The sequence below is a fragment of the Anaerotruncus sp. 1XD42-93 genome (genome assembly GCF_009917605.1).
Lineage (GTDB): Bacteria > Bacillota > Clostridia > Oscillospirales > Ruminococcaceae > Anaerotruncus.
In genome coordinates this window covers 146968-169935 of the sequence record NZ_QZEG01000001.1, presented here as the reverse complement: position 1 = coordinate 169935, position 22968 = coordinate 146968, and the positions used below count along the sequence as shown (strand labels likewise).

Annotated in this window: 19 protein-coding genes; 15 read left to right on the top strand and 4 right to left on the bottom strand. The window is 57.3% G+C overall.

Going from position 1 to position 22968, the window contains the following annotated elements; genetic code table 11:
* Nucleotides 1-65: 65 nt before the first annotated feature.
* The 4 genes from D5269_RS00810 (at nucleotide 66) to D5269_RS00795 (ending at nucleotide 5065) form a co-directional block, all read left to right on the top strand.
* Nucleotides 66-1439, top strand: a complete 1374-nt coding sequence (locus D5269_RS00810; RefSeq protein WP_016316431.1) for an ROK family protein — start codon at nucleotides 66-68, stop codon at nucleotides 1437-1439.
* Nucleotides 1440-1754: 315 nt separating this feature from the next.
* Nucleotides 1755-2867, top strand: a complete 1113-nt coding sequence (gene nagA, locus D5269_RS00805) for an N-acetylglucosamine-6-phosphate deacetylase (protein WP_120481626.1) — start codon at nucleotides 1755-1757, stop codon at nucleotides 2865-2867.
* A gap of 72 nt (nucleotides 2868-2939) precedes the next feature.
* Nucleotides 2940-4250, top strand: coding sequence for an amidohydrolase (locus D5269_RS00800; RefSeq protein ID WP_120481624.1), 1311 nt, complete (start codon nucleotides 2940-2942; stop codon nucleotides 4248-4250).
* Nucleotides 4247-5065: a purine-nucleoside phosphorylase gene (locus D5269_RS00795; protein ID WP_120481622.1), complete on the top strand. Its 819-nt coding sequence runs from the start codon at nucleotides 4247-4249 to the stop codon at nucleotides 5063-5065. The genes D5269_RS00800 and D5269_RS00795 overlap by 4 nt, the downstream gene beginning before the upstream one ends.
* Before the next feature lie 643 nt (nucleotides 5066-5708).
* On the opposite strand, the gene D5269_RS00790 is transcribed toward D5269_RS00795, so the two are convergent.
* Nucleotides 5709-6365 carry a GDSL-type esterase/lipase family protein gene (locus D5269_RS00790; protein ID WP_120481620.1) on the bottom strand — a complete coding sequence of 219 codons (657 nt, stop codon included), beginning with the start codon at nucleotides 6363-6365 and terminating at the stop codon, nucleotides 5709-5711.
* 222 nt (nucleotides 6366-6587) lie between these two features.
* Between D5269_RS00790 and D5269_RS00785 the strand changes: the two genes are divergently transcribed.
* The 9 genes from D5269_RS00785 (at nucleotide 6588) to D5269_RS00745 (ending at nucleotide 15605) form a co-directional block, all read left to right on the top strand.
* Nucleotides 6588-7970, top strand: coding sequence for an extracellular solute-binding protein (locus tag D5269_RS00785; RefSeq protein WP_120481618.1), 1383 nt, complete (start codon nucleotides 6588-6590; stop codon nucleotides 7968-7970).
* A gap of 105 nt (nucleotides 7971-8075) precedes the next feature.
* A complete protein-coding gene (locus tag D5269_RS00780; protein WP_016316437.1) occupies nucleotides 8076-9011 on the top strand; it encodes a sugar ABC transporter permease in 936 nt (311 codons plus the stop codon).
* Between the two features lie 15 nt (nucleotides 9012-9026).
* The gene (locus D5269_RS00775; RefSeq protein ID WP_016316438.1) at nucleotides 9027-9848 is read left to right on the top strand and encodes a carbohydrate ABC transporter permease; all 822 of its coding nucleotides are present in this window, start codon (nucleotides 9027-9029) and stop codon (nucleotides 9846-9848) included.
* A 151-nt stretch (nucleotides 9849-9999) separates the two neighbouring features.
* Complete coding sequence (locus D5269_RS00770; RefSeq protein WP_120481616.1) at nucleotides 10000-10917, top strand: dihydrodipicolinate synthase family protein; 918 nt, start codon at nucleotides 10000-10002, stop codon at nucleotides 10915-10917.
* 15 nt (nucleotides 10918-10932) lie between these two features.
* Nucleotides 10933-11673 (top strand): glucosamine-6-phosphate deaminase, encoded by a 741-nt coding sequence (nagB, locus tag D5269_RS00765; protein WP_016316440.1) that lies wholly within the window; start codon nucleotides 10933-10935, stop codon nucleotides 11671-11673.
* A 197-nt stretch (nucleotides 11674-11870) separates the two neighbouring features.
* Nucleotides 11871-12992: a sn-glycerol-3-phosphate ABC transporter ATP-binding protein UgpC gene (gene ugpC / locus D5269_RS00760; protein WP_120481614.1), complete on the top strand. Its 1122-nt coding sequence runs from the start codon at nucleotides 11871-11873 to the stop codon at nucleotides 12990-12992.
* 358 nt (nucleotides 12993-13350) lie between these two features.
* Nucleotides 13351-13806: a YhcH/YjgK/YiaL family protein gene (locus D5269_RS00755; protein WP_031219797.1), complete on the top strand. Its 456-nt coding sequence runs from the start codon at nucleotides 13351-13353 to the stop codon at nucleotides 13804-13806.
* A 350-nt stretch (nucleotides 13807-14156) separates the two neighbouring features.
* Nucleotides 14157-14909 (top strand): FCD domain-containing protein, encoded by a 753-nt coding sequence (locus tag D5269_RS00750; RefSeq protein WP_016316443.1) that lies wholly within the window; start codon nucleotides 14157-14159, stop codon nucleotides 14907-14909.
* 3 nt (nucleotides 14910-14912) lie between these two features.
* Nucleotides 14913-15605 carry a FadR/GntR family transcriptional regulator gene (locus D5269_RS00745; RefSeq protein ID WP_120481612.1) on the top strand — a complete coding sequence of 231 codons (693 nt, stop codon included), beginning with the start codon at nucleotides 14913-14915 and terminating at the stop codon, nucleotides 15603-15605.
* A 529-nt stretch (nucleotides 15606-16134) separates the two neighbouring features.
* Here D5269_RS00745 and D5269_RS00735 read toward each other — a convergent pair.
* From D5269_RS00735 to D5269_RS00725, 3 genes are all read right to left on the bottom strand, one after another.
* Nucleotides 16135-16299, bottom strand: coding sequence for a hypothetical protein (locus tag D5269_RS00735; protein WP_016316446.1), 165 nt, complete (start codon nucleotides 16297-16299; stop codon nucleotides 16135-16137).
* Nucleotides 16300-16460: 161 nt separating this feature from the next.
* Nucleotides 16461-16706 carry a 30S ribosomal protein S20 gene (gene rpsT / locus D5269_RS00730; RefSeq protein ID WP_016316447.1) on the bottom strand — a complete coding sequence of 82 codons (246 nt, stop codon included), beginning with the start codon at nucleotides 16704-16706 and terminating at the stop codon, nucleotides 16461-16463.
* Between the two features lie 225 nt (nucleotides 16707-16931).
* A complete protein-coding gene (locus D5269_RS00725) occupies nucleotides 16932-17165 on the bottom strand; it encodes an HPr family phosphocarrier protein (protein ID WP_016316448.1) in 234 nt (77 codons plus the stop codon).
* A gap of 207 nt (nucleotides 17166-17372) precedes the next feature.
* On the opposite strand from D5269_RS00725, the gene mtaB reads away from it, so the two are divergent.
* Together mtaB and D5269_RS00715 are read left to right on the top strand one after the other, a co-directional pair.
* Nucleotides 17373-18665: a tRNA (N(6)-L-threonylcarbamoyladenosine(37)-C(2))-methylthiotransferase MtaB gene (mtaB, locus tag D5269_RS00720; RefSeq protein ID WP_120481610.1), complete on the top strand. Its 1293-nt coding sequence runs from the start codon at nucleotides 17373-17375 to the stop codon at nucleotides 18663-18665.
* A gap of 243 nt (nucleotides 18666-18908) precedes the next feature.
* Nucleotides 18909-22625, top strand: coding sequence for a phosphoribosylformylglycinamidine synthase (locus tag D5269_RS00715; RefSeq protein WP_120481607.1), 3717 nt, complete (start codon nucleotides 18909-18911; stop codon nucleotides 22623-22625).
* The last annotated feature ends 343 nt before the right edge of the window (nucleotides 22626-22968 follow it).

Sequence of the window (22968 nt, the reverse complement as noted above, 5' to 3'; positions counted from 1 at the left end):
TTTAAAACTGGGTAGCCTATAAGGTAAGAACAACCACGCGCCCAGATTGATGAAGGAGGCTGCTTATGAAACATCTTGGAATCGAAATTGACGTCAGAAACCTGCCGGAGCTGGACCAGGAATTCCTGCCGCTCTACAAATTTAATACCGCTTTTTTGAAAACGGCGAAAAAGCCGGTGAGCGTAGCGGTGGAACGCGCGGGCGGGCAGATGGCAACCTATCACACATTTATCCACGGGACCCCGGAGATGGCCGAAGCCGACCGCTACTATATCGACCGGCTGATTAAGACTGTCTTGTGGATGAAGGGCGGCTTCAAAATCTACATCAGTGGGGACGACGGCATCTGCGAGCAGATGAAGCAGGCGTATGCGCCCGGCGGCAGCCGCGCATTTGATGCGGATTTCATGGCGAACGTCTATGAACGCCCGTTTGAGGTGGTGGCCTGCGGTCAGGCGCCTGAGGAGAAGAGCGAATCCAAGCCGGTCGGACGGCATCTGGAGGGCTGCCGGATCGGGTTTGACGCGGGCGGCAGCGACCGCAAGGTTTCGGCGGTCATCGACGGAGAGCCGGTATTCAGCGAGGAAGTCGTCTGGTTCCCCAAGACCAATTCGGACCCCGACTACCATTTCGAGGGGATCGTCTCGGCGATGAAGGCCGCAGCGGAGCATATGCCGCGGGTGGATGCGATCGGTGTCTCGTCGGCGGGCATCTATATCGACAACCGCACAATGAACGCATCCCTTTTCCTCAAGGTGCCCAAGGACCTGTTTGATGCCAAGGTCAAGGACATCTATATCCGCGCAGCCAAGGAGATCGGCGACGTGCCGGTGACTGTCTGCAACGATGGCGACGTCACCGCGCTGGCGGGCGCTATGAGCCTGAACGAAAACAATGTGCTCGGCATCGCGATGGGTACGAGTGAGGCGGTCGGCTATGTCGACCAGGATGGCAATATCACCGGATGGCTCAACGAACTGGCGTTCATGCCGGTCGACGCCAGCCCCAAGGCTATGGAGGACGAGTGGTCGGGCGACATCGGCTGCGGCGTCAAATATTTCTCCCAGGATGCGGTGATCAAACTTGCTCCCGCCGCGGGTATCCAGCTCGACGAGAGCCTCTCACCCGCAGAAAAGCTCAAAAAGGTGCAGGCGCTCATGGCGGAAGAGGGCAGCCCTGCCGAAGGCATCTATCGCTCGATCGGCGTATACCTCGGCCATTCGCTGGCATACTACCATCATCTGTACGGCTGCAAGCATGTGCTGCTGCTCGGGCGGGTCATGTCCGGGCGGGGCGGGGATATCATCCTGGAGACCGCCAACCGGGTGCTCGCGGACGAATACCCCGAAGCTGCCAAGGAGATCAAAGCCGCGCTGCCGGATGAGAAGGCACGCCGGGTAGGGCAGTCGGTAGCCGCAGCAAGCCTGCCGGAGATGTGAGGGGCTCTGCCCCTCAACCCCGCCACCTTTGAAAAGGTGGACGAAACTTTTGGTTTTTAAAGTTTGAAGGAAACGAAAAGCTTTACTCGGTTTTTGCTCCGGCCTAAGGGCCGGCGCTTCACGCCGGCTGGCCTATGCACGCTGCGGCGGCAGTCAAAAAATCGCGATGAGCGGAACGCCTGATCCTGTGAAGCGCATTTCTGGGTGGCTTGCCGCCGCAAGGCGGCAAGCGGGGGCTTTTTCTCTTGCCAAAAGCCCCTCAATCTGAACTGTAAAAATAGGCTCTCAAACAAAGCGATCTGGAGGTAACCTGTAATGATCATTAAAAATGCCAAAATTTTCACCCCGGAGGGAAGGTTTGAAGAGGGAAGTATCGCGTTCGATCAGAAGATCACCGGGATTGGGCAGTGCAGCGGAGAAGCGGAGGTCGACGCACAGGGCGGCTACGTGATCCCTGGCCTGATCGATGTGCATACCCACGGCGCAGTGGGCTGCGATGCGAGCGACGGGATCGCAGAAAACCTGCCAAAACTTTCCCGTTATTACGCGCAGCATGGCGTGACCTCGTTCTGTCCGACCACCATGACCCTCAAGGAACCGGTGCTCAAAACAGCGGTCGAGTCGATCCGCGGGTTCCAGCGTCCGGCGGACGGTGCAAAGGCTGCGGGCATCCATCTCGAAGGGCCGTTCCTTTCGTACGCCAAGCGGGGCGCGCAGGCGGCGGACAACCTGCATGAGCCGGATGTGGAGATGTTCCACCGGCTGAACGAGGCGTCCGGCGGGATCGTCCGGCTGGTTACCGTTGCGCCCGAGGAGCCGAACGCAATGGCATTTATCCGGGAGGTCTCGAAGGTGTGCACCGTTTCGCTCGGGCATTCGACCGCCGATTTCAAGACCGCCTGCGAAGCCTATGAGAACGGCGCGAGCCATGCGACCCACCTGTTCAACGGGATGCCCGCCCTGCTCCACCGGGAGCCGGGGATCATCGGCGCGGCGCTCGTCTCGGATGCAAGCGTCGAGCTGATCTGCGACGGCCTGCACATCCATCCCGCAGTGATCCTCGCGGTGCATAAGATGTTTGGAGACCGGCTCACCCTGATCAGCGATTCGCTGCGCTGCGCCGGGATGCCGGATGGGGATTACGAGCTGGGCGGACAGCCGATTGTGGTCAAGGGAGGCCGCGCCACCCTGCTGGATGGCACCCTCGCCGGGTCGTCGATCAGCATGCTCGACGCGCTGCGCAATGTCGTGCGGTTCGGACTGCCGCTCGAGGCAGCGGTCACAGCCGCGACCCTGCGCCCGGCAAAGGTCATCCGCATGGAGCAGGAGATTGGTTCGCTCGCCGTGGGCAGAAGCGCCGACCTGCTGCTGCTCGATCCGGAACTGAACCTCGTGAAAACATTTATTGACGGGCAGGAAATCCAGTAGCCTGCACCCGTCTGCGGCCCCCGGTTTTTGCACGCCAAAAACCGGGGATTTCTATCAGAAGGAGGGACGACCATGCTCTTTGCCGGGATTGGCCTGCTGGATGAGCGGGGCCAATATCGTGAAAACCAGTTTTTGGGGGTGCGCGGCAAAAAAATCGAATATATCGGGGCGGAGCCTCCCAAGGAGGACTACGGCGAGCGGTACGACGGCCAGGGCAAACTGCTGATGCCGGGGCTGGTCAACGCCCACAGCCACGCCGCAATGACCCTGCTGCGCGGCTACGCGGAGAATCTTGCGCTGGATGACTGGCTGAACACCCGGGTGTTCCCGTTTGAGGCCCGGCTCGCCCCGGAGGATATCTACAATGGCTCGATGCTGGCGATCGCCGAGCTGCTCCGGTTTGGGGTCACGTCGGTGACCGACATGTATTTCGGCGAGGACGCGGTCTGCCGCGCTGCGCTCGAAAGCGGCATCAAGATCAATTTCAGTTCGTCGATCACCTGTTTTGATGAAAGTGACCTGAAAAATCTGCCCGCTTACAGGGAGACGCTCCCGCTGATCCGGGAGTTCCATAACGCGGACGATGGGCGGATCCGGATTGATCTGGCGATCCATGCGGAATACACATCGACTCCGAAAACAGTGGCACAGATGGCGGATTGGGCGAGAGAAACCGGTCTGCGGATGCATCTGCACCTTTCGGAAACCAGATCGGAGCATGAGGCGTGCAAAGCGCGTCACAACGGGAAAACCCCGGCGCAGTATTTTGACAGCCTCGGGGTGTTCGACGCGCCAACGACCGCTGCGCACTGTGTCTGGGTGGAGGACTGCGACATCGAGATTTTCAAGGCGCGCGGGGTCACTGCCGCCTGCAACCCGGTGAGCAACCTCAAGCTGGCGAGCGGGTTCTGCCCGGTCCCGCGGCTGCTGGATGCCGGGGTCAACGTCGCGCTCGGCACCGACGGGGCCGCCAGCAACAACAATCTCAATCTGCTGGAGGAGGCGCGGCTGTTCGCGACCCTTTACAAGGCCGCCAGCGGCGACCCTACCGCGGTATCCCCTGCACAGGCGGTTTACGCCGCGACCCGCGCAGGCGCGCTTTCACAGGGCCGGGAGGACTGCGGCATCCTGCGGGAAGGAGCACGCGCCGATCTGGCAGTATTCGATCTGCGCGGCCGGCCGTATTACCATCCCTGTCATGATATGGCGGGCAATCTGATTTATGCAGGGCAGGGGGCCGACGTCTGCCTGACCATGGTGGACGGGAAGGTTCTCTATCGGGACGGGAACTTCCCGACGATTGATCTGGAAAAGGTGGTCCGGGAAGCGGAGCGGTCCGCTTATCGGATCGCGGGAGAGCTGGGAAAGGAGCATTCGAGATGACGCAGTATCAAAAAGCTGGAGAAGCCGCCGCTGCCCTCCAGGAGCGGCTGGGGATGCAGCCGGAAATCGGGATTATTTTGGGATCGGGTCTGGGGGGGATCGCCGGCCAGATCGCGGAAAGACGGGAGATTCCCTATGGGGAGCTGCCGCATTTCGCCCGTTCGACCGCGCCCGGACATAAAGGGCAGTTTGTAGCGGGGGAATGGTCGGGCAAACGGGTGATCTGTATGCAGGGACGTCTGCATTTCTACGAGGGACACCCACTGACCGATGTGGTGTTCCCGGTGCGGGTGATGCGCCGGCTCGGGGTCGGGACATTGATCGTCACCAATGCTGCGGGCGGGGTCAATCTGGAGTATGCCGCAGGCGACCTCATGCTGATCTCGGACCACATCAACCTGATGGGAAAAAATCCGTTGGCCGGGCCGAATGAACCGGAATTTGGTCCGCGCTTCTGCGATATGAGCTATACCTACACCCCTGCATTGCGGGAGCTGGCGAAATCCGTTGCGGATGAGCTGGGGATTCCGCTGCGGGAAGGGGTCTATCTCGGGTGTTCCGGCCCAAGTTATGAAACTCCGGCCGAAATCCGGGCGTTCCGGATGCTTGGAGCGGATGCGGTGGGGATGTCCACTGTGCCCGAGGCGATCGCGGCTTCCCATTGTGGGATGCGTTTGCTGGCGTTCTCGCTGATTACCAATATGGCAGCCGGGGTACTCGACCAGCCGCTGACCGAAGAAGAGGTACTTGAAACGGGTGAGCGGCGGGGCAAAGACCTCGAGCGCCTGCTCGCACAGGTGGTGGAACGGCTTTGAACGCCTATCGCTTCTCGGGCTTTCAGCCCGAAGCGCGCTTACGCGCGACGCTCGGGCAGGATGCGCCTTGCGGGCGAGGGGTCAGCGGCCCCTCCCCGCAGGCCCCATCCCGACAAGCTCGGCGAATTTCTTATTTTCTCAATTTAAAGTTTTACTCAATTTTTTTCAAAAAATTGCGGGGTCGAGGGGCAGTGGGGCAACGGAAGTTTGGGTTCCAGACCAAACTTCCGGGACGCAAGCGCCCTTCTTCGGGGGTCTTCTCGGACCTACGGTCCGAAGCGCGGCATACGCCGCGACGCCCCCTCAGTTTGCCTTGCGGGCGAGGGGTCAGCGGCCCCTCCCCGCAGGCCCCACCCCGACAAGCTCGGCGAATTTCTTCTTTTCTCAATTTAAAGTTTTACTCAATTTTTTTCAAAAAATTGCGGGGTCGAGGGGCAGTGCCCCCGACGCGCTCCGCACTGCGAGCCGCAGCGAAGCGTTTCGAGCGCAACCCGCCGAAGGCGGGCTCTTAGCGCGAGATGAGCGCGGAACGCTTTCTCCTGTGAAGCGCTTTTTTCGGGTGAATTGCCGCAAAACGGCAAGAGGGTGCTTTTTGCAAGTGAAAAAGCACCCTGATTTTATGCAGTATTGTAACTGTCTGCGGCTATGCAAGCCCCCGTACGACCTCCGCGAGTTTCTCCGCCAGCATCCGATGGCCTTTGCGGGTCAGATGCATACAGTCGATCGTATTAAATTCAGCGTAGGGGGCGGCGTCCAGGAAGTGTGCGTGTTGACGCTCGGCGACCTGCGCGTAATACCGCGCAAGCTCCCGGGATTTTTCCACACAGCCGCGTCCCATGGTTTCCGAGACAGCAGACTGATAGACCCCTTCGCCAATCGGTGGGGGCGCAACAATCAGGATATTCGGCTGTTTGCCGCCCCAGCATTCAATGTTGCGGGCAGCGCGCACCAGACGCTCCATCCCGAGCGAGATGCATTCGGCCGAGACATGGAACCGTTCCTTTGTATCGTTGGTTCCCAGCATTACTACCAGCAGGCTCACCGGCTCGTGGCTTGTGAGGCAGGGAAACAGGTAGCCGAGCGCGGAAAGCCCTTCGCAAAGCGGATCGGAAAAGACGGTTGTCCGCCCAGACAGCCCTTCCTCAAGCACCAGGTAGTCCTCCCCAAGCTGTTTTCCGAGCAGGCAGGTCCATCGTTCCTCTTCATTAAAGCGAAGCAGTGGTCCATCCGCACAGTCGTCCGGGCTGGCGCTATAGCCATGGGTATTGGAGTCCCCCAAGCAGACAATATGTTTTTTCACAGAAATCCCTCCAGAAAAAGGTTTTATTTAGCATACCATAGCGCGCAGAGGAATGCAAACAAAACCGCGCTGGATGCCGGTTAAAACAGCCATTTCCAAAATGAATGGAAAACTTTAATATAAAATTTCCTAATTCTATTGATTTTATCACCCGGAAATTATATAATTTACCTAAGCACATACACACTATGCCAAAAACAGAAATGTAGGAGGAAACTTCCAATGAAACTGAAAAAGACGCTCGCATTCCTGCTGTCGGCCATGATGACGGTTTCGATGACCGCGTGCGGCGGCAGCTCGTCCGCTTCTTCGCAGGCGCCGGTCAGTTCTGCGGCACCTGCGGAGAGCAGCGCGCCATCCGCAGCAGAGCCTGCCGGCTCTGAGATCGAAATTACATGGTGGGCGTTCCCGACCTTTGGTCAGGAGAACGCGGACGACCCGGTAGGTACCTACGAGCAGAAGATTATTGATGCGTTCCAGGACGCGAACCCCGGCATCAAGGTGAAGCTCGACACGATCGACTTTACCAACGGACCGGAGAAGATCGTTTCGGCGATCGAGGGCGGCAATGCACCGGACGTTCTGTTCGATGCCCCCGGACGGATCATTGAGTACGGCAACAACGGCAAGCTGGTTCCGCTGGATGACCTGTTCACCGCTGACTTCATCGCGGACGTCAACAACGATGCGCTGGTCGAAGCCTGCAAGGGCAAGGGCACCCCGTATATGTACCCGATCAGCTCTTCGCCGTTCTATATGGCGATCAACAAGCAGATGTGGGAAGATGCGGGCGCGATGGAGTTTGTAAACCTCGAAGGCGACCGCACCTGGAGCACTGCTGACTGGGAGAAAGCGATTGAGAAACTCGCGGCTGCCGGCATGAACCCGGGCACCGTATTCTGCAACGGCCAGGGCGGCGACCAGGGCACACGTGCTTTCATCACCAACCTGTACGGCGCGACCATCGCGAATCCTGAGATGACCGAGTACACCGCCAACAGCGATGCCGGCGTTCAGGCGCTGACCAAGATGAAAGAGTGGATCGACAAAGGCTGGCTGGGCGACGGCGTTTCCAACACCGCCGCAAATGACATCGAGCTGTTTGCAACTGGCTTCTCGTCCTTCGCATTCTGCTGGGGCACCAGCACCGCGCTTGCACAGGCCCCCAACATGGAGGCTGCGGGCGTAACCCCGATCTCCCTGCCGTTCCCGTCTGATGACGGCGTTCCCGAGCTGGAGTATCTGGTCAATGGATTCTGCGTCTTTGACAACGGCGATGCCGCCCGCGCTGACGCTGCCAAGAAGCTCATCCAGTTTATCTGCGACGATCCCGAGTGGGGTCCGAAGAATGTTGTCCGCACCGGCGCATTCCCGGTCCGTCAGTCGTTCGCCGAGAAGGATCTGTATGCCGGAAATGAGGAGTATGCGGTCCTCGAGAACTTCACCAAATACTATGCTCCGTACTACAACACCATGGATGGGTTCGCAAACATGCGCACCGAGTGGTGGAACATGCTCCAGAATGTCATCTCCAACGGAACCGATCCGAAAGAGGCTCTGGACGCTTATGCCGCAGCTTCCAACGCAGGCATGACTGCTGCATAACAAGCAAAGCTCTAATGACCTGAGAATCCTGCCCCTGACCGCCCCTGCGCCCCTTTCCGGTGTGGGGGCGGACAGGTATTCCGATCCAAAAGGAGGTAAAGACGTATGGGCCAGTCCAATCCGGCTGCTGCGCCTCAAAAGAATCTGAGCCATGTTTTGCAGCGCAGAGAAACCACTGTGGCCTATCTGTTTCTGCTCCCGGCGCTGCTCTTTTTTGCTGCATTCGTCATCGTGCCCATGGTCATGGGCGTTGTGACCAGCCTGTTTAACTACACGATGAAAAGTCCGGTTTCGGCCGAAAGTTTTGTCGGCCTCGGCAACTATATCGAGCTGTTCCAAGACAAGGTATTTCTGCGTTCGATGTGGAATACAGTGGTCATTGTGGTGGTATCCGTCCCGGCAGTCACCTTTTTCTCGCTCTGGGTCGGGTCGGCGATCTATCAGAAGACAGGCTGGGTCCGCTCGTTCTTCCGCGGTGTGTTCTATCTGCCGGTGGTCACGGGAAGCGTAACGGTTGTCGTCGTCTGGAAATGGATGTTCGATTTCCAGCGCGGTATCTTCAACTGGGCGCTCAAATCCTCCGGCCTGATTGAAAAGAACATCAACTGGCTGGGTGACCAGAGGGTCGCAATCTGGTGCATCCTGCTGATCCTGTTCACCACCTCGGTCGGGCAGCCGATCGTCCTCTATGTTGCCGCGCTTGGCAACGTTGACCAGTCCCAGGTCGAGGCCGCCCAGGTGGACGGCGCGACCAAGCTCCAGACCTTCTGGCAGATCAAATGGCCGGCGATCAAGCCAACCACCCTCTATGTGCTGGTCATCACGACGATCAACTCGTTCCAGTGTTTCGCGTTGATCCAGCTGCTGACCTCGGGTGGACCGAGCAACTCGACCTCGACGGTCATGTACTACCTCTACCGGAACGCCTTCTCGCTCTACCGCTATGGTTACGCCAATGCGATGGGTGTCGTTCTGGCGATCATCATTGCGATCTTCAGCGCCCTCCAGTTCAAGACAATGAACACCGGCGTTGAGTATTAAGGGAGGGGGAAGTTTATGGGAAAAAAGAAAATAACGCCATATGCGGTGATCTCGATGATCCTGCTGGTGCTTGTGGCGCTGGTGTTCATCTTCCCGTTCTACCGGATTATGACCGGCGCGTTCAACGATCCCACCAATGTCTGGAAGGCGGAGCTGTTCCCCTCCAAACTTACCATGCAGAACTTTGTCCGCCTGTTCAAGCAGCCCGCCTGGAAATGGCTGTATAACAGTGTTTTCATCGCGCTGGTCTCGATGATCCTTGTCTGCGGAACCGCATCGCTCGCGGGTTATGCGCTGGCAAAAAAACGGTTCTTTGGGCAGAAGATTGTCTTTACCCTGTTCATCTGCGCTATGGCGCTGCCCAAGCAGGTCGTGCTTGTCCCGCTGGTGCGGATTATGTCCACCTTTGGCATCTATGACAATGTGTGGGCGGTTATTCTGCCTACGGTCGGCTGGCCGTTTGGCGTGTTCCTGATGAAGCAGTTTTCCGAGACGATCCCCACCGAGATGCTCGAGGCCGCGCGTATTGACGGTGCGGGTGAGCTGCGCACCTTCTGGAGCGTTGTATTCCCAGTGGTAAAACCGGGCGTTGGAGCGCTGTCGATCTTCACCTTCATCAACACCTGGAACGATTACTTCCTCCAGCTGGTCATGCTTACCAGCACCGAGAATCTGACAATCGCGCTCGGTATCGCGCGGCTGCAGTCGGCGGATGTCATTGAATATGGGCCGCTGATCGCGGGTGCCGCACTCGCCGCAATCCCGATTGTCACCATCTTTATCTGTTTCCAGAAATATTTTACACAGGGTATCACGATGGGCGCAGTCAAAGGCTGATTCCCAATCGCACAAGCCGTCCGCCTCTCCAAGGGGACGAAACCGAGGGGCAGAGACCCCGCTGCCGCTTGCATACGGTGAAATTCTTTTATAAAAACAGACCTCACCTGCCGGGGCATTGCCCCCATCCGAAAAGGAGCGTGTATTACCAATGAGAGATTTTTCAAAATACCAGGGCGTTATTCCTGCATTCTATGCCTGCTATGATGACAATGGGGAGATCAGCCCTGAACGCGTCCGCGCGCTGACCCGGTATTTCATCGGGAAGGGCGTACAGGGCCTTTATGTGGGCGGTTCCTCCGGCGAGTGTATCTACCAGAGTGTGGAAGAGCGGAAAGTTGTTCTCGAAAATGTGATGGCGGAGGCGCGCGGTAAACTGACGATCATCGCGCATGTTGCCTGCAACAACACCAAAGACAGCCAGACACTCGCAGCCCATGCGCAGGAGCAGGGGGTTGACGCGATCGCCTCGATCCCGCCGATCTATTTCAAGCTGCCCGACCACGCAATCGCAAAATACTGGAACGACATCTCTGCAGCTGCGCCCGAAACTGATTTTGTGATCTACAACATCCCGCAGCTCGCCGGTGTGGCGCTGACCCTGCCGCTGCTGCGCGAGATGAAGAAAAATCCGCGGGTGATCGGCGTCAAGAATTCGTCGATGCCTGTGCAGGACATCCAGATGTTCCGCGACGAGGGCGCCGGTGATCTGATCGTCTTTAACGGCCCCGACGAGCAGTTCGTTTCGGGGCTTGCGGCGGGCGCGATCGGCGGCATCGGCGGCACCTATGGCGCAATGCCTGAGCTGTTCCTCAAGGCGCGCGAGCTGTTCCTCGCCGGGAAGCTGGAGGAAGCCCGTGAAATCCAGAACGAGGTCTGCCGGGTTATCTATCGGCTTTGCTCGACCCGCGGCAACATGTATGCGGCGATCAAAGCGGTCCTCAAACAGCGGGAGGGGGTCGAAGTCGGCGGCGTGCGCGCTCCGCTCGCAAACCTCGTTCCGGAGGATCAGGAGATTGTCTCTGCCTGCGCTGCACAGATCGACCAGGCGATCAAAAAATACTGCTAGGAGGATGCCTGTTCCATGAGAATCTATCAAGCTGAAGATTATGAGGGGATGAGCCGCAAAGCGGCAAACCTGATTTCTGCACAGATGCTGTCCAAACCTGCATCGGTGCTGGGTCTTGCCACCGGATCGACCCCGGTCGGGACCTACAAACAGCTGATCGAATGGTACCAGAGAGGGGATCTGGATTTCAGCGAAATCCATTCGGTCAATCTCGATGAGTACAGAGGGCTGGCTCCGACACACGATCAAAGTTACCGCTATTTCATGCAGGCCAACCTGTTCGACCATGTAAACATCAATCCGGAGCACACCAATGTGCCCGACGGCCTTGCGGAGGATGCGCAGGCCGAATGCTGCCGGTATGAAGCGCTGATCGATTCGCTGGGCGGCATCGACCTTCAGCTGCTTGGCATCGGGCACAACGGACACATCGGTTTTAACGAGCCGTGTGCAGAATTCCCGAGGGCAACCCACGTGGTCGATCTGACCAAAAGCACGATCGACGCGAACGCGCGGTTTTTCGCGAGCGCGGACGAGGTGCCCCGTCAGGCGCTGACCATGGGAATCCGCTGCATCATGCAGGCGCGTAAAGTGCTGGTGGTTGCAAGCGGGGAGGATAAGGCCGAGATCGTCTGCCGCGCATTCAGCGGCCCGGTGACTCCCGAGGTACCTGCTTCGATTCTCCAGCTCCATCCGGATTTCACGTTGGTAGGTGACCGCGCTGCACTCAGCAGGCTCATGCAGGTGACCGGCTGATCTTCAGAACTGTCCCCCCATTCAGGCCCCGGCCGGCTACTCCATTTCCATAGGCGGGATGGGCCGTAAAAAAGGAGGAATATTTCCGTTTGGCCGACGGTGCGGCAGTGTGGAGACCTGTCGCAAGGTGTGTGGTGTTTTGCTCTCCATGCATGAAAGGATGTTCGCGGGGGCGGTGTCCTTACGGCTTGTGCTCAATGGCAGATTTAAGTTTGAGAAACATCAAGAAAATTTATGACAAAAATGTCACTGCGGTCCACGAGTTCAATCTCGAGATCGCAGACAAGGAGTTCATCGTTCTGGTAGGCCCCTCCGGATGCGGGAAATCCACCACCCTGCGTATGATCGCCGGGCTGGAGGACATCTCGGAAGGAGATCTGCTGATCGGCGGTAAACGGGTCAACGATGTGGAGCCGAAAGACCGCGATATTGCGATGGTATTCCAGAGCTATGCGCTCTATCCTCATATGACTGTCTATGAAAACATGGCGTTTTCTCTCAAGCTGCGCCATGTTTCCAAGGACGAGATTGACAAAAAGGTACGGGATGCGGCTGCAATCCTCGGCATTACCGAGTATCTCGAGCGCAAACCGAAAGCGCTTTCGGGCGGTCAGCGTCAGCGTGTCGCAATCGGACGGGCGATCGTCCGCGAACCGCAGGTTTTCCTGATGGATGAGCCGCTTTCCAACCTGGATGCCAAGCTGCGCAACCAGATGCGTGCGGAGATCATCAAGCTGCGCCAGCGGATTGACACGACCTTTATCTATGTCACCCACGACCAGACCGAAGCGATGACGCTCGGAGACCGGATTGTGATTATGCGGGACGGCTACATCATGCAGATCGGCACCCCGCAGGAGGTTTTTGACCGTCCGGCCAACATCTTTGTTGCGGGATTCATCGGCTCCCCGCAGATGAACCTGTTTAACGCCCGCCTCGAAAAAATTGGGGAAGGGTATCAGGTTTCCTGCGCGGGCGCGACCATCGCCCTGTCGGATCGGGTTCAGGCGCGGCTCACCGAAAAACAGGTCGGTGAGAGGGACATTATCCTCGGCGTGCGGCCGGAACATGTCCTGCTGAAGTCTGAAAAGAGTTCCTACACCATCTCAGCAACCGTAGATGTTTCGGAGATGATGGGCAGCGAGGTTTATCTGCATGTGACCGCTGCCGGCAAGGATGCGGTTCTGCGCATCCCCACCACCGAGCTGACCGAAGAACAGCGCGGCGGGTTCAGCTACGGTACCGAAATCCATTTCACCTTCCGCAGCGATCTGCTGCACCTCTTTGACCCGCAGACCGAAAAGAGTCTGCTGCTCTGACAACAAGGGCTGTGGGGTGGATAAATCCCACCCCACAGCAAAAGGACGCACCCTGTTGCGCGGGGTGCGTTGACCCTTTTCTGGTAAAAAGCAGAAAACATTCAAATAAAAGTAAATATCCGCATTCGCAATGGTTGGATGCCGCCGCAACGGGCCTATCGCAATGCCATCCGCTGGCCCCAGTCCGCTTGGGGACAGGCTCGGGCACCGGCTTGCTTTAAAAAAGATTCGTCCGCCTCTGCTCCGGTTTGAAAGTCAGCGTTTGGTATCGGTTGGCTATGCATGGCTTGCGGGGCAGATGGGCGCGCTCTTGGCTGAAAAGCGCTTTGCGAATGCAGATGAAAAAGGGGCTTTGCGTATGATTTTTGATCTGCTGAAAAATGCCGGGACCTATCAGAATCTGCCTGCGATCTACCGCGCGCTGCAATACCTGCAAACGCTCGACCCCGCAGCACTGCCCGAATCCCGGGTGGAGATCGACGGAGACCGGATTTTCGCGAATACCGTCCGGCTCACCTCCAAGCCGTTTGAAAGCTGTGTCTTTGAGGCGCACAGGCGGTATATCGACATTCACTATATTGTCAGCGGGGTGGAGGGGATCGGTGTCGCGTCGGTCGGTGCACTTACGCCGCTCGAGCCGTTCAGCCAGGAAAAGGACATCGGGTTCTACCAGGGGGAGCACCATTCGCTGACCTTCCTGCATTCTGGCGAATTTATGGTCTGTTGGCCTGAAGATGCGCATAAAGTCGCAATCGCGCAGGATGCTCCCGCGCCAATCATCAAGCTAGTGGCAAAGGTCGCGGTGGAGGAGTAAGGTTTTGCTTACGGTCTGACCGCTGCTAGGGGGCTTTTTGCAAGGAAAAAGCCCCCTCTTGCCGCCCTTCGGACAGCGATTCACTCTCCAAAAGCGCAAAAGGTTCCGCGCTTTGCGAAGCCGCGGCCAAAGGCCCTGCCTTTGGAATCCGCAGCCTTTGAAAAGGCTGGCGAAACGTTTGGTTATGGGAGCGGGGGATTGTTTGAAAGCGGAAATGTTTGCTGTATTCTGTGCGTTTTTGATGCAGCGGGCGCCACTTTTTTGTAGTAAAAGACAGTGGCTTTGATTTCTGAAACAGCCCTTCGACAGGCTAAAGCAGGTTTTTCCACTCGAAACAATATGGAGGAGTCATGTTCCTGAATTTTGAAGAAAACAAAATCAAAAAGGCATCCTATCCGGATTTGATCTGCGACCAGATCGTAGACGCGATCAAGGATGGGGGGATGAAACCAGGTGACCTGCTGCCGCCTGAGAATGATTTTGCAGCGCAGTTTGGCGTCAGCAGGTCTTCGGTGCGGGAGGCATTGGCCGGCTTGGAATATCTGGATGTCATTGTCGCCCGAAACGGAAGATACTATATCAATGAGGATGTGCAGTCCTTCTACAAAAAGAAGATGTTGTATCACTACCGGATCAACCGGAAGCATCAGGCAGATGTTTTTCAGGTGCGGTGCCTGCTGGAACGGCAGTTTGCCCTGCTTGCCGCCCAGCGTGCGACCACCAATGACCTGAAGTTTATGCGCCAGACATTGGCCTCGATCGGGGAACGCCTGGAAAAAAGCGCGGATAGCGAGGGCGGTGCAGAGAAGGGACAAATTTATGGCGCTTATCTCACCGAGGCGTTTACCAATTTCCACAGTTCTCTGGCGGGGGCTACGCAGAATGCCCTTCTGATCCGCATTTTTGACAGGTTTAAAGACATCATGTTCCCCGAGGTGGAATCGAACGAGTACACGTTGGAGCTGTTCGGGGACCTCCACCGGAAAGCGCAGGGCATTGTCAAAGGCATTGAAAACCGGGATTACGTGCGGACGGTTTCAGCAATGGAAGCCTATCTGGATACGGTGAAACAAGCCTATAATCTTGCGGATGAGGAAGCGTGAGCCATGTTTAAAACAATCGAAAAAGCGTCCGTCCCGGTGCAGATCGTCAACTACTTTCTGGATTCGATCTCTTCCAACGAACTGAAAAACAAAGAACGCCTGCCGGCTGAAAGAACCCTCTGCGAACTGATGGGGGTCGGGCGCAGTACGCTTCGGGAGGCCCTGCGCATTTTGGAGATGATGGGCGTCATCGAGAAAAAGGTGGATGGGACCTATGTCCACATCCAGGAGGAAGCCATTATCCGGGATGCGGTTGCGCTGGATTTTGCGGTCGGGATCACCAATTATGCGGAGCTGGTGGAAATCCGAAATTTTATGGAGGTCGAGACAATCGTGCTGGCGGCCCAAAACCGGTCGGAGGATGACCTGGAAAAGCTGCGGGGTTTGTGTGATAAGATGCATACTTCCCTGGATGACATCGAGCAGTATGCGAACAGCAGCACAGAGTTTCATATTTCGATTGCGCGGGCCACCCACAACAGCATTCTCGCGGAGATTTTTGAAGCGATGCGCTATGTCATGTACGATTACCAGAAAAACAATATGAGGACGCTGGGAGAAGTGCTCCGCTCCTACCATGAGCATTTGGAGCTGCTCAAAGCACTGGAGCGGGGGGACGCCGCCGAATGCGAGCAGCTTATGCGGGTGCATCTCGATTATACCCAGAACCTTTACGAGCGGGACAGTACGGTCTGAAAAAGAGGTTTGTCCGCTGCGGAACCTCCCCATAGACCCGGACGAGAGCTACTACTTTTTCTTTCGGAGTTTTAGTTCGATCTCTTTTTGTGCGGCAACCGTTTGAAACAACCCTGCAACAAAGGAACATTGCTCTTTTGCTGACAATGCAGAGCGTCCTTACAGGATTGGGTCCCAGTGCCGCATCCCCCGCAATGGTTCCCTAAAAGCATGGGGCATAATCCACAATTCAATCCGCAAAGGGAAAACAGCTGATTTTTTCGTTCAAACCCTCTCATCATAAAATCCTCCTAAGCCAGGATTTTGCCGGTTGATCGGTTTTACAGTGCGTCACCAGTCAGATGCCATACAGGCTGCGTTATGGCCTGTCGGTATAAAAGCCGGTTGGGACGGATGGCTTTTGCCTGTTTTGCGGCTTTGAAAAAACGCCATGCATCAGGGCTTCCTGTGCATAGCGTTTGTTCTGGTTTTTTCCTGCCTGTCCGGCATTCTGCTGTTTGGACAGGCGGAAACGATCTTCATATGGGCGTCAGCCCAGCCCGCAGTCGTGGTAGTCTTTCCACCGTTCGCGATAGGCGCGTTCATCGGCGATCCGATAGATCAGATAGCCGGCAGTGATGCAAAGCACCAGAATTGAAACCGCAAACGGAAGAAGCAGGGCAAACAGCGAAAAGGATTTTTCCGGACGGTTCATCAAAAAGCCCCCTCAAAAGGATTGTTTTTGTAGAGATGCCATTTTATCCTACTGTTATTATAGCCCAAAAGAGGAGATTCGTCAACCCGCACAAAATGAAATAACACCGCCACCAAACAGGTGACAGTGTTACCAGATACGGTGTTGGCCCAGCCGTCTGCTTACTGGGAAACAGTGGCGAGCTTCTTCATCAGCGCGGATTTTCTGTGCGCAGCCGTATTCTTGTGCAGAATCTTCTTCGCGGCAGCCTGATCGACCTTTTTGATCGCGAGGCGGATCGCATCCGCAGTGCCCTCGGAAGCGGCTTTCTTCATAACAGTCTTGAGATTGGTCTTGACTGCTTTGTTCTGAAGCGCTTTCTTCTGGTTGACAAGAACTCTCTTTTTCGCAGATTTAATGTTCGGCATAGGTTACACCTCCTTGATCTCGGAATCACGGTTGGGGCAGAAAGCCGCAACCGATTATGTCGCATCACTTTAGACAGTACAAGTTATGATACCATCTTTTTTCAAAAAAATCAAGCCCTTGGCGGAATTATTTTACGCTCTCTGCGGGAAAGGATTGGGAATCTTTCCGGACAGGAAGAACGGCGCGGCCAAAATGGCTGCGCCGCGCTGGCGTTCGAAAACGGATTAAGCCTCGGAAACGAACGGCTGGATTTCCGACATCAGGTCGGGGCAGTCATCCGAATAGATCTCCATCTTGATCGGCTTTGCCAGATCGAGCGAGAAGATCCCCATGATGGATTTTGCGTCGACCGCATACCGGCCGGACATCAGGTCCATGTCAAAATCATATTTGGATACGATGTTTACAAAATTTTTCACGTCATTGATTGTGTCAAGTTTAATTACGAGCGTTTTCATCTTGTTGTCCTCCTTACGTGACGAGAGTTGTTGTTTCTTTCTGTTTTTACCACAATTACACTATATCAGCGAGATTTATTTTCGTCAACTGCTAATTGTAATTCTTCATAAAATTCATTATAATGGGCGTAGGATTCCAAGTTTGCCAAAGATGAATTTGTAATAGTTGCACAATAAAAAACAGTCGAATTTAGACGGAGTGTATAAATGAGGATTGCTTTCTACACCTTGGGCTGCAAGGTCAACCAGTATGAAACACAGATTTTGACCCAGATTTTTGCTGCGGATGGCTATGATGTGGTATCCCATACCGACCTGGCGGATGTCTACGTGGTCAATTCCTGCACAGTCACCGCCACCGGCGACCGGAAAACCCGGCAGATGCTTCGCCAGTTCAAGGCCCGCAACCCCGCCGCCAAGGTGGTGCTTTCGGGCTGTTTCCCGCAGGCGTTCCCCGATGCCGCCGAGCGTCTCCCCGAAGCGGACGTGATCACAGGCGCACGCGGGCGGGGCAGGCTGGTCGAACTGGTTGCACGCGCGCTGGCGACCGGGGAACGGATCGTCGAAATTCAGCCGCACGAGCGCGGGGAAGGGTTTGAACGGATGCAGGCGGGCAGCTTCGCCGAACGGACCCGGGCGTTTGTCAAGATTGAGGACGGATGCGAGCGGTACTGTGCCTACTGCATCATTCCAACTGCGCGCGGGCCGGTGCGGTCCAAGCCGCCTGAAGACCTGCGGGACGAGCTGCAAACGCTTGCTGCTGCCGGTTACCGGGAGGCTGTGCTGGTCGGGATCAACCTTTCCAGCTATGGCAAGGAGCTGGGGCTGCGGCTGATCGACGCGGTCGAAACCGCAGCGGCTGTGGATGGGATCGAACGGGTCCGGCTCGGCTCCCTGGAGCCGGAACTGCTCACCGGCGAGGACATCTCCCGGATGGCGGCATTGCCGAAGGTCTGCCCGCAGTTCCACCTTTCGCTGCAAAGCGGCTGCGATGCAACCCTGTGCCGGATGAACCGGCATTATGATACCGCCGAGTATGCGCGGATCGCCGCTGACCTGCGCCGCCACTTTGCCAACTGTGCGATCACCACCGACATTATGGTCGGCTTCCCCGGCGAGACCGATGTGGAGTTTGGGGAGTCTCTCGCATTCGCCGAAGCGGTCGGTTTCGCCAAAGCACATGTCTTCGCCTACTCCCGCAGGCCGGGCACCCGGGCAGCGGATATGCCCGGACAGATTCCCAAAGCGGTCAAGGAGGAGCGCTCCCGGCAGATGATCGCGCTCACCAGCCGTACACGCGCCGCTTTCCTGCAAGGGCAGATCGGGCAGGTGGTTTCGGTGCTGTTTGAAAGCCGGACGCCCGACGGGATGTATGAAGGGTATGCCGAAAACTATACGCCGGTGCGGGTCGGCTGGCCGGACAACCTGTGCGGACAGATCCGCCGTGTCCGTATCGAGGCTGCGCTGGACGGTTGGTGCCTGGGCGCGCTTTGCGGTTAGAATCCTTCTTCGAAAGCAGTGTTTCAGCCGCCTTCTCTCCAGCCCGGGAGCCGGCATACTGTACCGGTTGCCCTGCGCCTGCCGCAGCGGCGGAATTCCAGCCTTGAGAGTACCTTTCGGGGTTGATGCCTGGCCAGTAACCAGAAGGCGGCTGTTTGCGGGAGAAAAAATCCCTTGGCTATTTGTGTTGTTCCAAAACAGTATGAGATTATACACGATTCTATATGGAAAGAGGTTTTGAGATTGAGCGTTTACCGTATCTATGTCGAAAAGAAACCGGAATTTGCTGTCGAAGCCGCCGGCGTCCTCAGCGACCTGCAAACCGCCCTGATGCTTGACTGTGTCACCGGTGTGCGGGTAGTCAACCGCTATGATGTCGAGCGGATTGACAAGGCCGACTTTGACAATGCCCGTTTTACCATCTTCTCCGAGCCGCAGGTTGACTGCGTATATGACGAACTGCCCCCGATTGCCGAAACCGAGCGGATGTTTGCGGTTGAGTACCTGCCCGGGCAGTTTGACCAGCGCGCCGATTCGTGCGCCCAGTGTATCTCCCTTTCGACCGCCAAGGAACAGCCGGTTGTGCGCACCGCCCGTATCTACATCCTTTCGGGCAGCATCCCGGACCAGGCGCTTGAGCAGGTCAAGCACTATCTGGTCAACCCGGTGGAAAGCCGTCTGGCTTCGCTGGAAAAGCCGGACACCCTTGAAACCAGCTACGAGATTCCCACTGTGGTCGAGACGCTGGACGGATTCACCAGCCTTGATACGGCAGGCCTGGCTGCGTTCGTGACCCGTTACGGCCTTGCGATGGACACCGATGACATCGCGTTCTGCCAGTCCTACTTCCGGGACGAGGAGCACCGCGACCCGACTATCACCGAAATTCGGATGATCGACACCTATTGGTCGGACCACTGCCGCCACACTACCTTCCTGACCAATATCGGAAAGGTGCAGATCGACACCCCCTATATCCGCAAGAGCTTTGAAAAGTATCTGGAGCTGCGGGACCGGCTGTATGTCAAACAGGGCAAGGACAAGCCGATGAGCCTGATGGACCTTGCGGTGATCGGCGCGAAGGCGCTCAAGGCGGACGGTCTGCTGAACGACCTCGACGAAAGCGACGAAATCAATGCCTGTACGGTCAAAATCACGGTGGATGTGGACGGGAAGGACGAGGACTGGCTGCTGCTCTTCAAAAACGAGACCCATAACCATCCCACCGAGATCGAGCCGTTTGGCGGCGCGGCCACCTGTCTGGGCGGCGCGATCCGTGACCCGCTTTCGGGACGGAGCTATGTCTATCAGGCGATGCGGGTGACCGGTGCGGCAGACCCGACCGTCCCGCTCTCCCAAACGATGTCGGGCAAGCTGCCGCAGCGCAAGATCGTCACCACCGCTGCGGCTGGTTATTCCTCCTACGGCAACCAGATCGGCCTTGCCACCGGGCATGTTGCCGAGGTTTACCACCCGGGCTATGCGGCCAAGCGGATGGAGATCGGTGCGGTGCTCGGCGCAGCACCGGCAAAGAATGTGGTCCGGGAGTGCCCCGATCCGGATGACGTGGTGATCCTGCTCGGCGGGCGCACCGGTCGGGACGGCTGCGGCGGCGCGACAGGTTCTTCCAAGAGCCACACGATGGATTCCCTCGAGAGCTGCGGCGCCGAGGTGCAGAAGGGCAACGCGCCGATCGAGCGCAAGCTCCAGCGCCTGTTCCGCAACGGGGAAGCCACCCGTCTGATCCGGCGGTGCAACGATTTCGGTGCGGGCGGCGTCTCGGTCGCGATCGGCGAGCTGGCCGACGGGTTGGAGATCAACCTCGATGCGGTCCCCAAAAAGTATGACGGCCTGGACGGCACCGAGCTGGCGATCTCCGAGTCGCAGGAGCGGATGGCAGTTGTGGTCGCGCCCGGCAACGTTGACCGGTTTATCCAGTTCGCCCACGAAGAAAACCTCGAAGCGACCGTTGTCGCGAAGGTCACTGCCCTGCCGCGCCTGGTCATGCACTGGAACGGCAGCCGGATTGTAGACCTTTCCCGCGCATTCCTCAACTCCAATGGTGCGCCCAAACACACCGACATCGAAATCGAGGCCCCAAAAAGCTGGGCGCGTCCCCGCTCGAACGCCCCGCTCGTACAGAAATGGCGCGAGATGATGGAAAACCTCAACGTCTGTTCCCAGAAGGGGTTGGTCGAACGGTTCGATTCGACGATCGGGGCAGGCAGCGTGCTGATGCCGTTCGGCGGCAAGACCCAGCTTTCCCCTGCACAGGCGATGGTTGCAAAGCTCCCGGTGCTCGGCGGGGAAACCACCACCTGTTCGGTCATGGGCTGGGGATTCAACCCCGACCTTTCAGCGGCCAGCCCGTATCACGGCGCGATCAACGCGGTGGTCGAGTCGGTTGCAAAGGTGGTCGCGGCAGGCGGCAGCCATACCCACTGCTGGCTGACCTTCCAGGAGTATTTCGAGCGCACCAAGGGCGACCCGAAACGCTGGGGCAAGCCGCTTTCGGCTCTGCTCGGCGCGTTGGAGGCGCAGCTTGGGCTGGGGATCGGTTCGATTGGCGGCAAAGATTCGATGTCCGGCAGCTTTGAAAATCTGGATGTCCCGCCGACCCTTGTCTCGTTCGCGGTTTCTACCACCCGCACCGACCGGGTTGTTTCGACAGAATTTAAACATGCAGGAAATAAAGTGTATATTATTACTCCTTGTTTCGACGAAAATAAGGTCCCGCAGTTCGACAGTGTGCGCGAAGTGTTCGGGACAGTCGAAAAACTGATCGCGGAAGGGAAGGTCGCGTCGGCTTGGACGATCGGGTATGGCGGCGTCTGCGAGGGCATCACGAAGATGTGTCTGGGAAACCGGCTCGGGTTCGATTTCTCGGCCACCTTTGATGACGCGGCACTCTTCGAGCCTCTCTGCGGCGGGTTCATCCTGGAATCGGCGGAGGACCTGCCCAACCTGCCCTGTATCGGTACAGTCAGCCCCGAATACCTGATCCACTATGGATTTGACCGGATCGACTTGAACGACATTCAGGAAATTTGGGAGAAAAAATTACAATCAGTATTTCCTTATCTGCTCAAAACCCCCGAAAAACCGGTACCGGAATATTCCTTCCCTGTTTCGGATAGAATGCAGGCAAAGGCAAAAATCGCAGCGCCGCGGGTGCTGATCCCGGTGTTCCCTGGCAACAACTGCGAGTATGACACCGCGCGGGCATTCGAGCGTGCGGGCGCACAGGCGGAAATCTTCATTGTGCGCAACCTCACTGCCGCTGACATCGAGGAGAGCGTCGCACAGTTTGCCCAGCGCATCGCGCAGAGCCAGATCATCGCGATCCCGGGCGGGTTCTCGGGCGGTGACGAGCCGGACGGTTCTGGCAAGTTCATCACTGCATTCCTGCGCAATCCCCGGATTAAAGATGCAGTGCACGATCTGCTCAAAAACCGCGACGGCCTGATGTGCGGCATCTGCAACGGATTCCAGGCGCTGATTAAACTCGGGCTGGTCCCGTATGGTGAGATCCGCGACATGGACGAGAGCTGCGCGACCCTGACGTTTAACACGATCGGCCGCCACCAGTCGGGGCTGGTGCGCACCCGCGTAGCATCGAACAAATCGCCCTGGTTAGCGGGGATGCAGGTGGGGGATATCCATACGGTCGCAATCTCGCATGGGGAGGGACGGTTTGTCGCACCGCAGGGGCTGATCGACCAGCTCGCCTCGAACGGGCAGATCGCGACCCAGTATGTCGATCTCGAAGGCAGGCCGAGCCTGGATATCCGGTATAACCCCAACCATTCGTTTGACGCGGTTGAGGGGATCACCAGCCCGGATGGGCGGGTATTCGGCAAGATGGCGCATTCCGAGCGGTATGCCAACGGTACGTTCCAGAATGTGCCGGGCGAAAAGTTCCAGGATATTTTCGGGAACGCAGTCCGGTACTACCGGTAATCAGCGGGTTTGAAAAACGAAAGTTTTACTCAATTTTTTTCAAAAAATTGCAGGGTCGAGGGGCAGTGGGACAGCGGAAGTCTGGTTCCAGACCAGACTTCCAGGCGCAAAGCGCCTTCCTCGGGGCTTCTCGGGCTTTCAGCCCGAAGCGCGGCATACGCCGCGACGCCCCTGCGGGCTGTCTTGCGGGTTAGGGGTCAGCGACCCCTCCCCGCAGGCCCCACCCCGGCAAGCTCGGCGAATTTCTTATTTTCTCAATTTAAAGTTTTACTCAATTTTTTTCAAAAAATTGCAGGGTCGAGGGGCAGAGCCCCCGACGCGCTCCGCACTGCGAGCCGCAGCG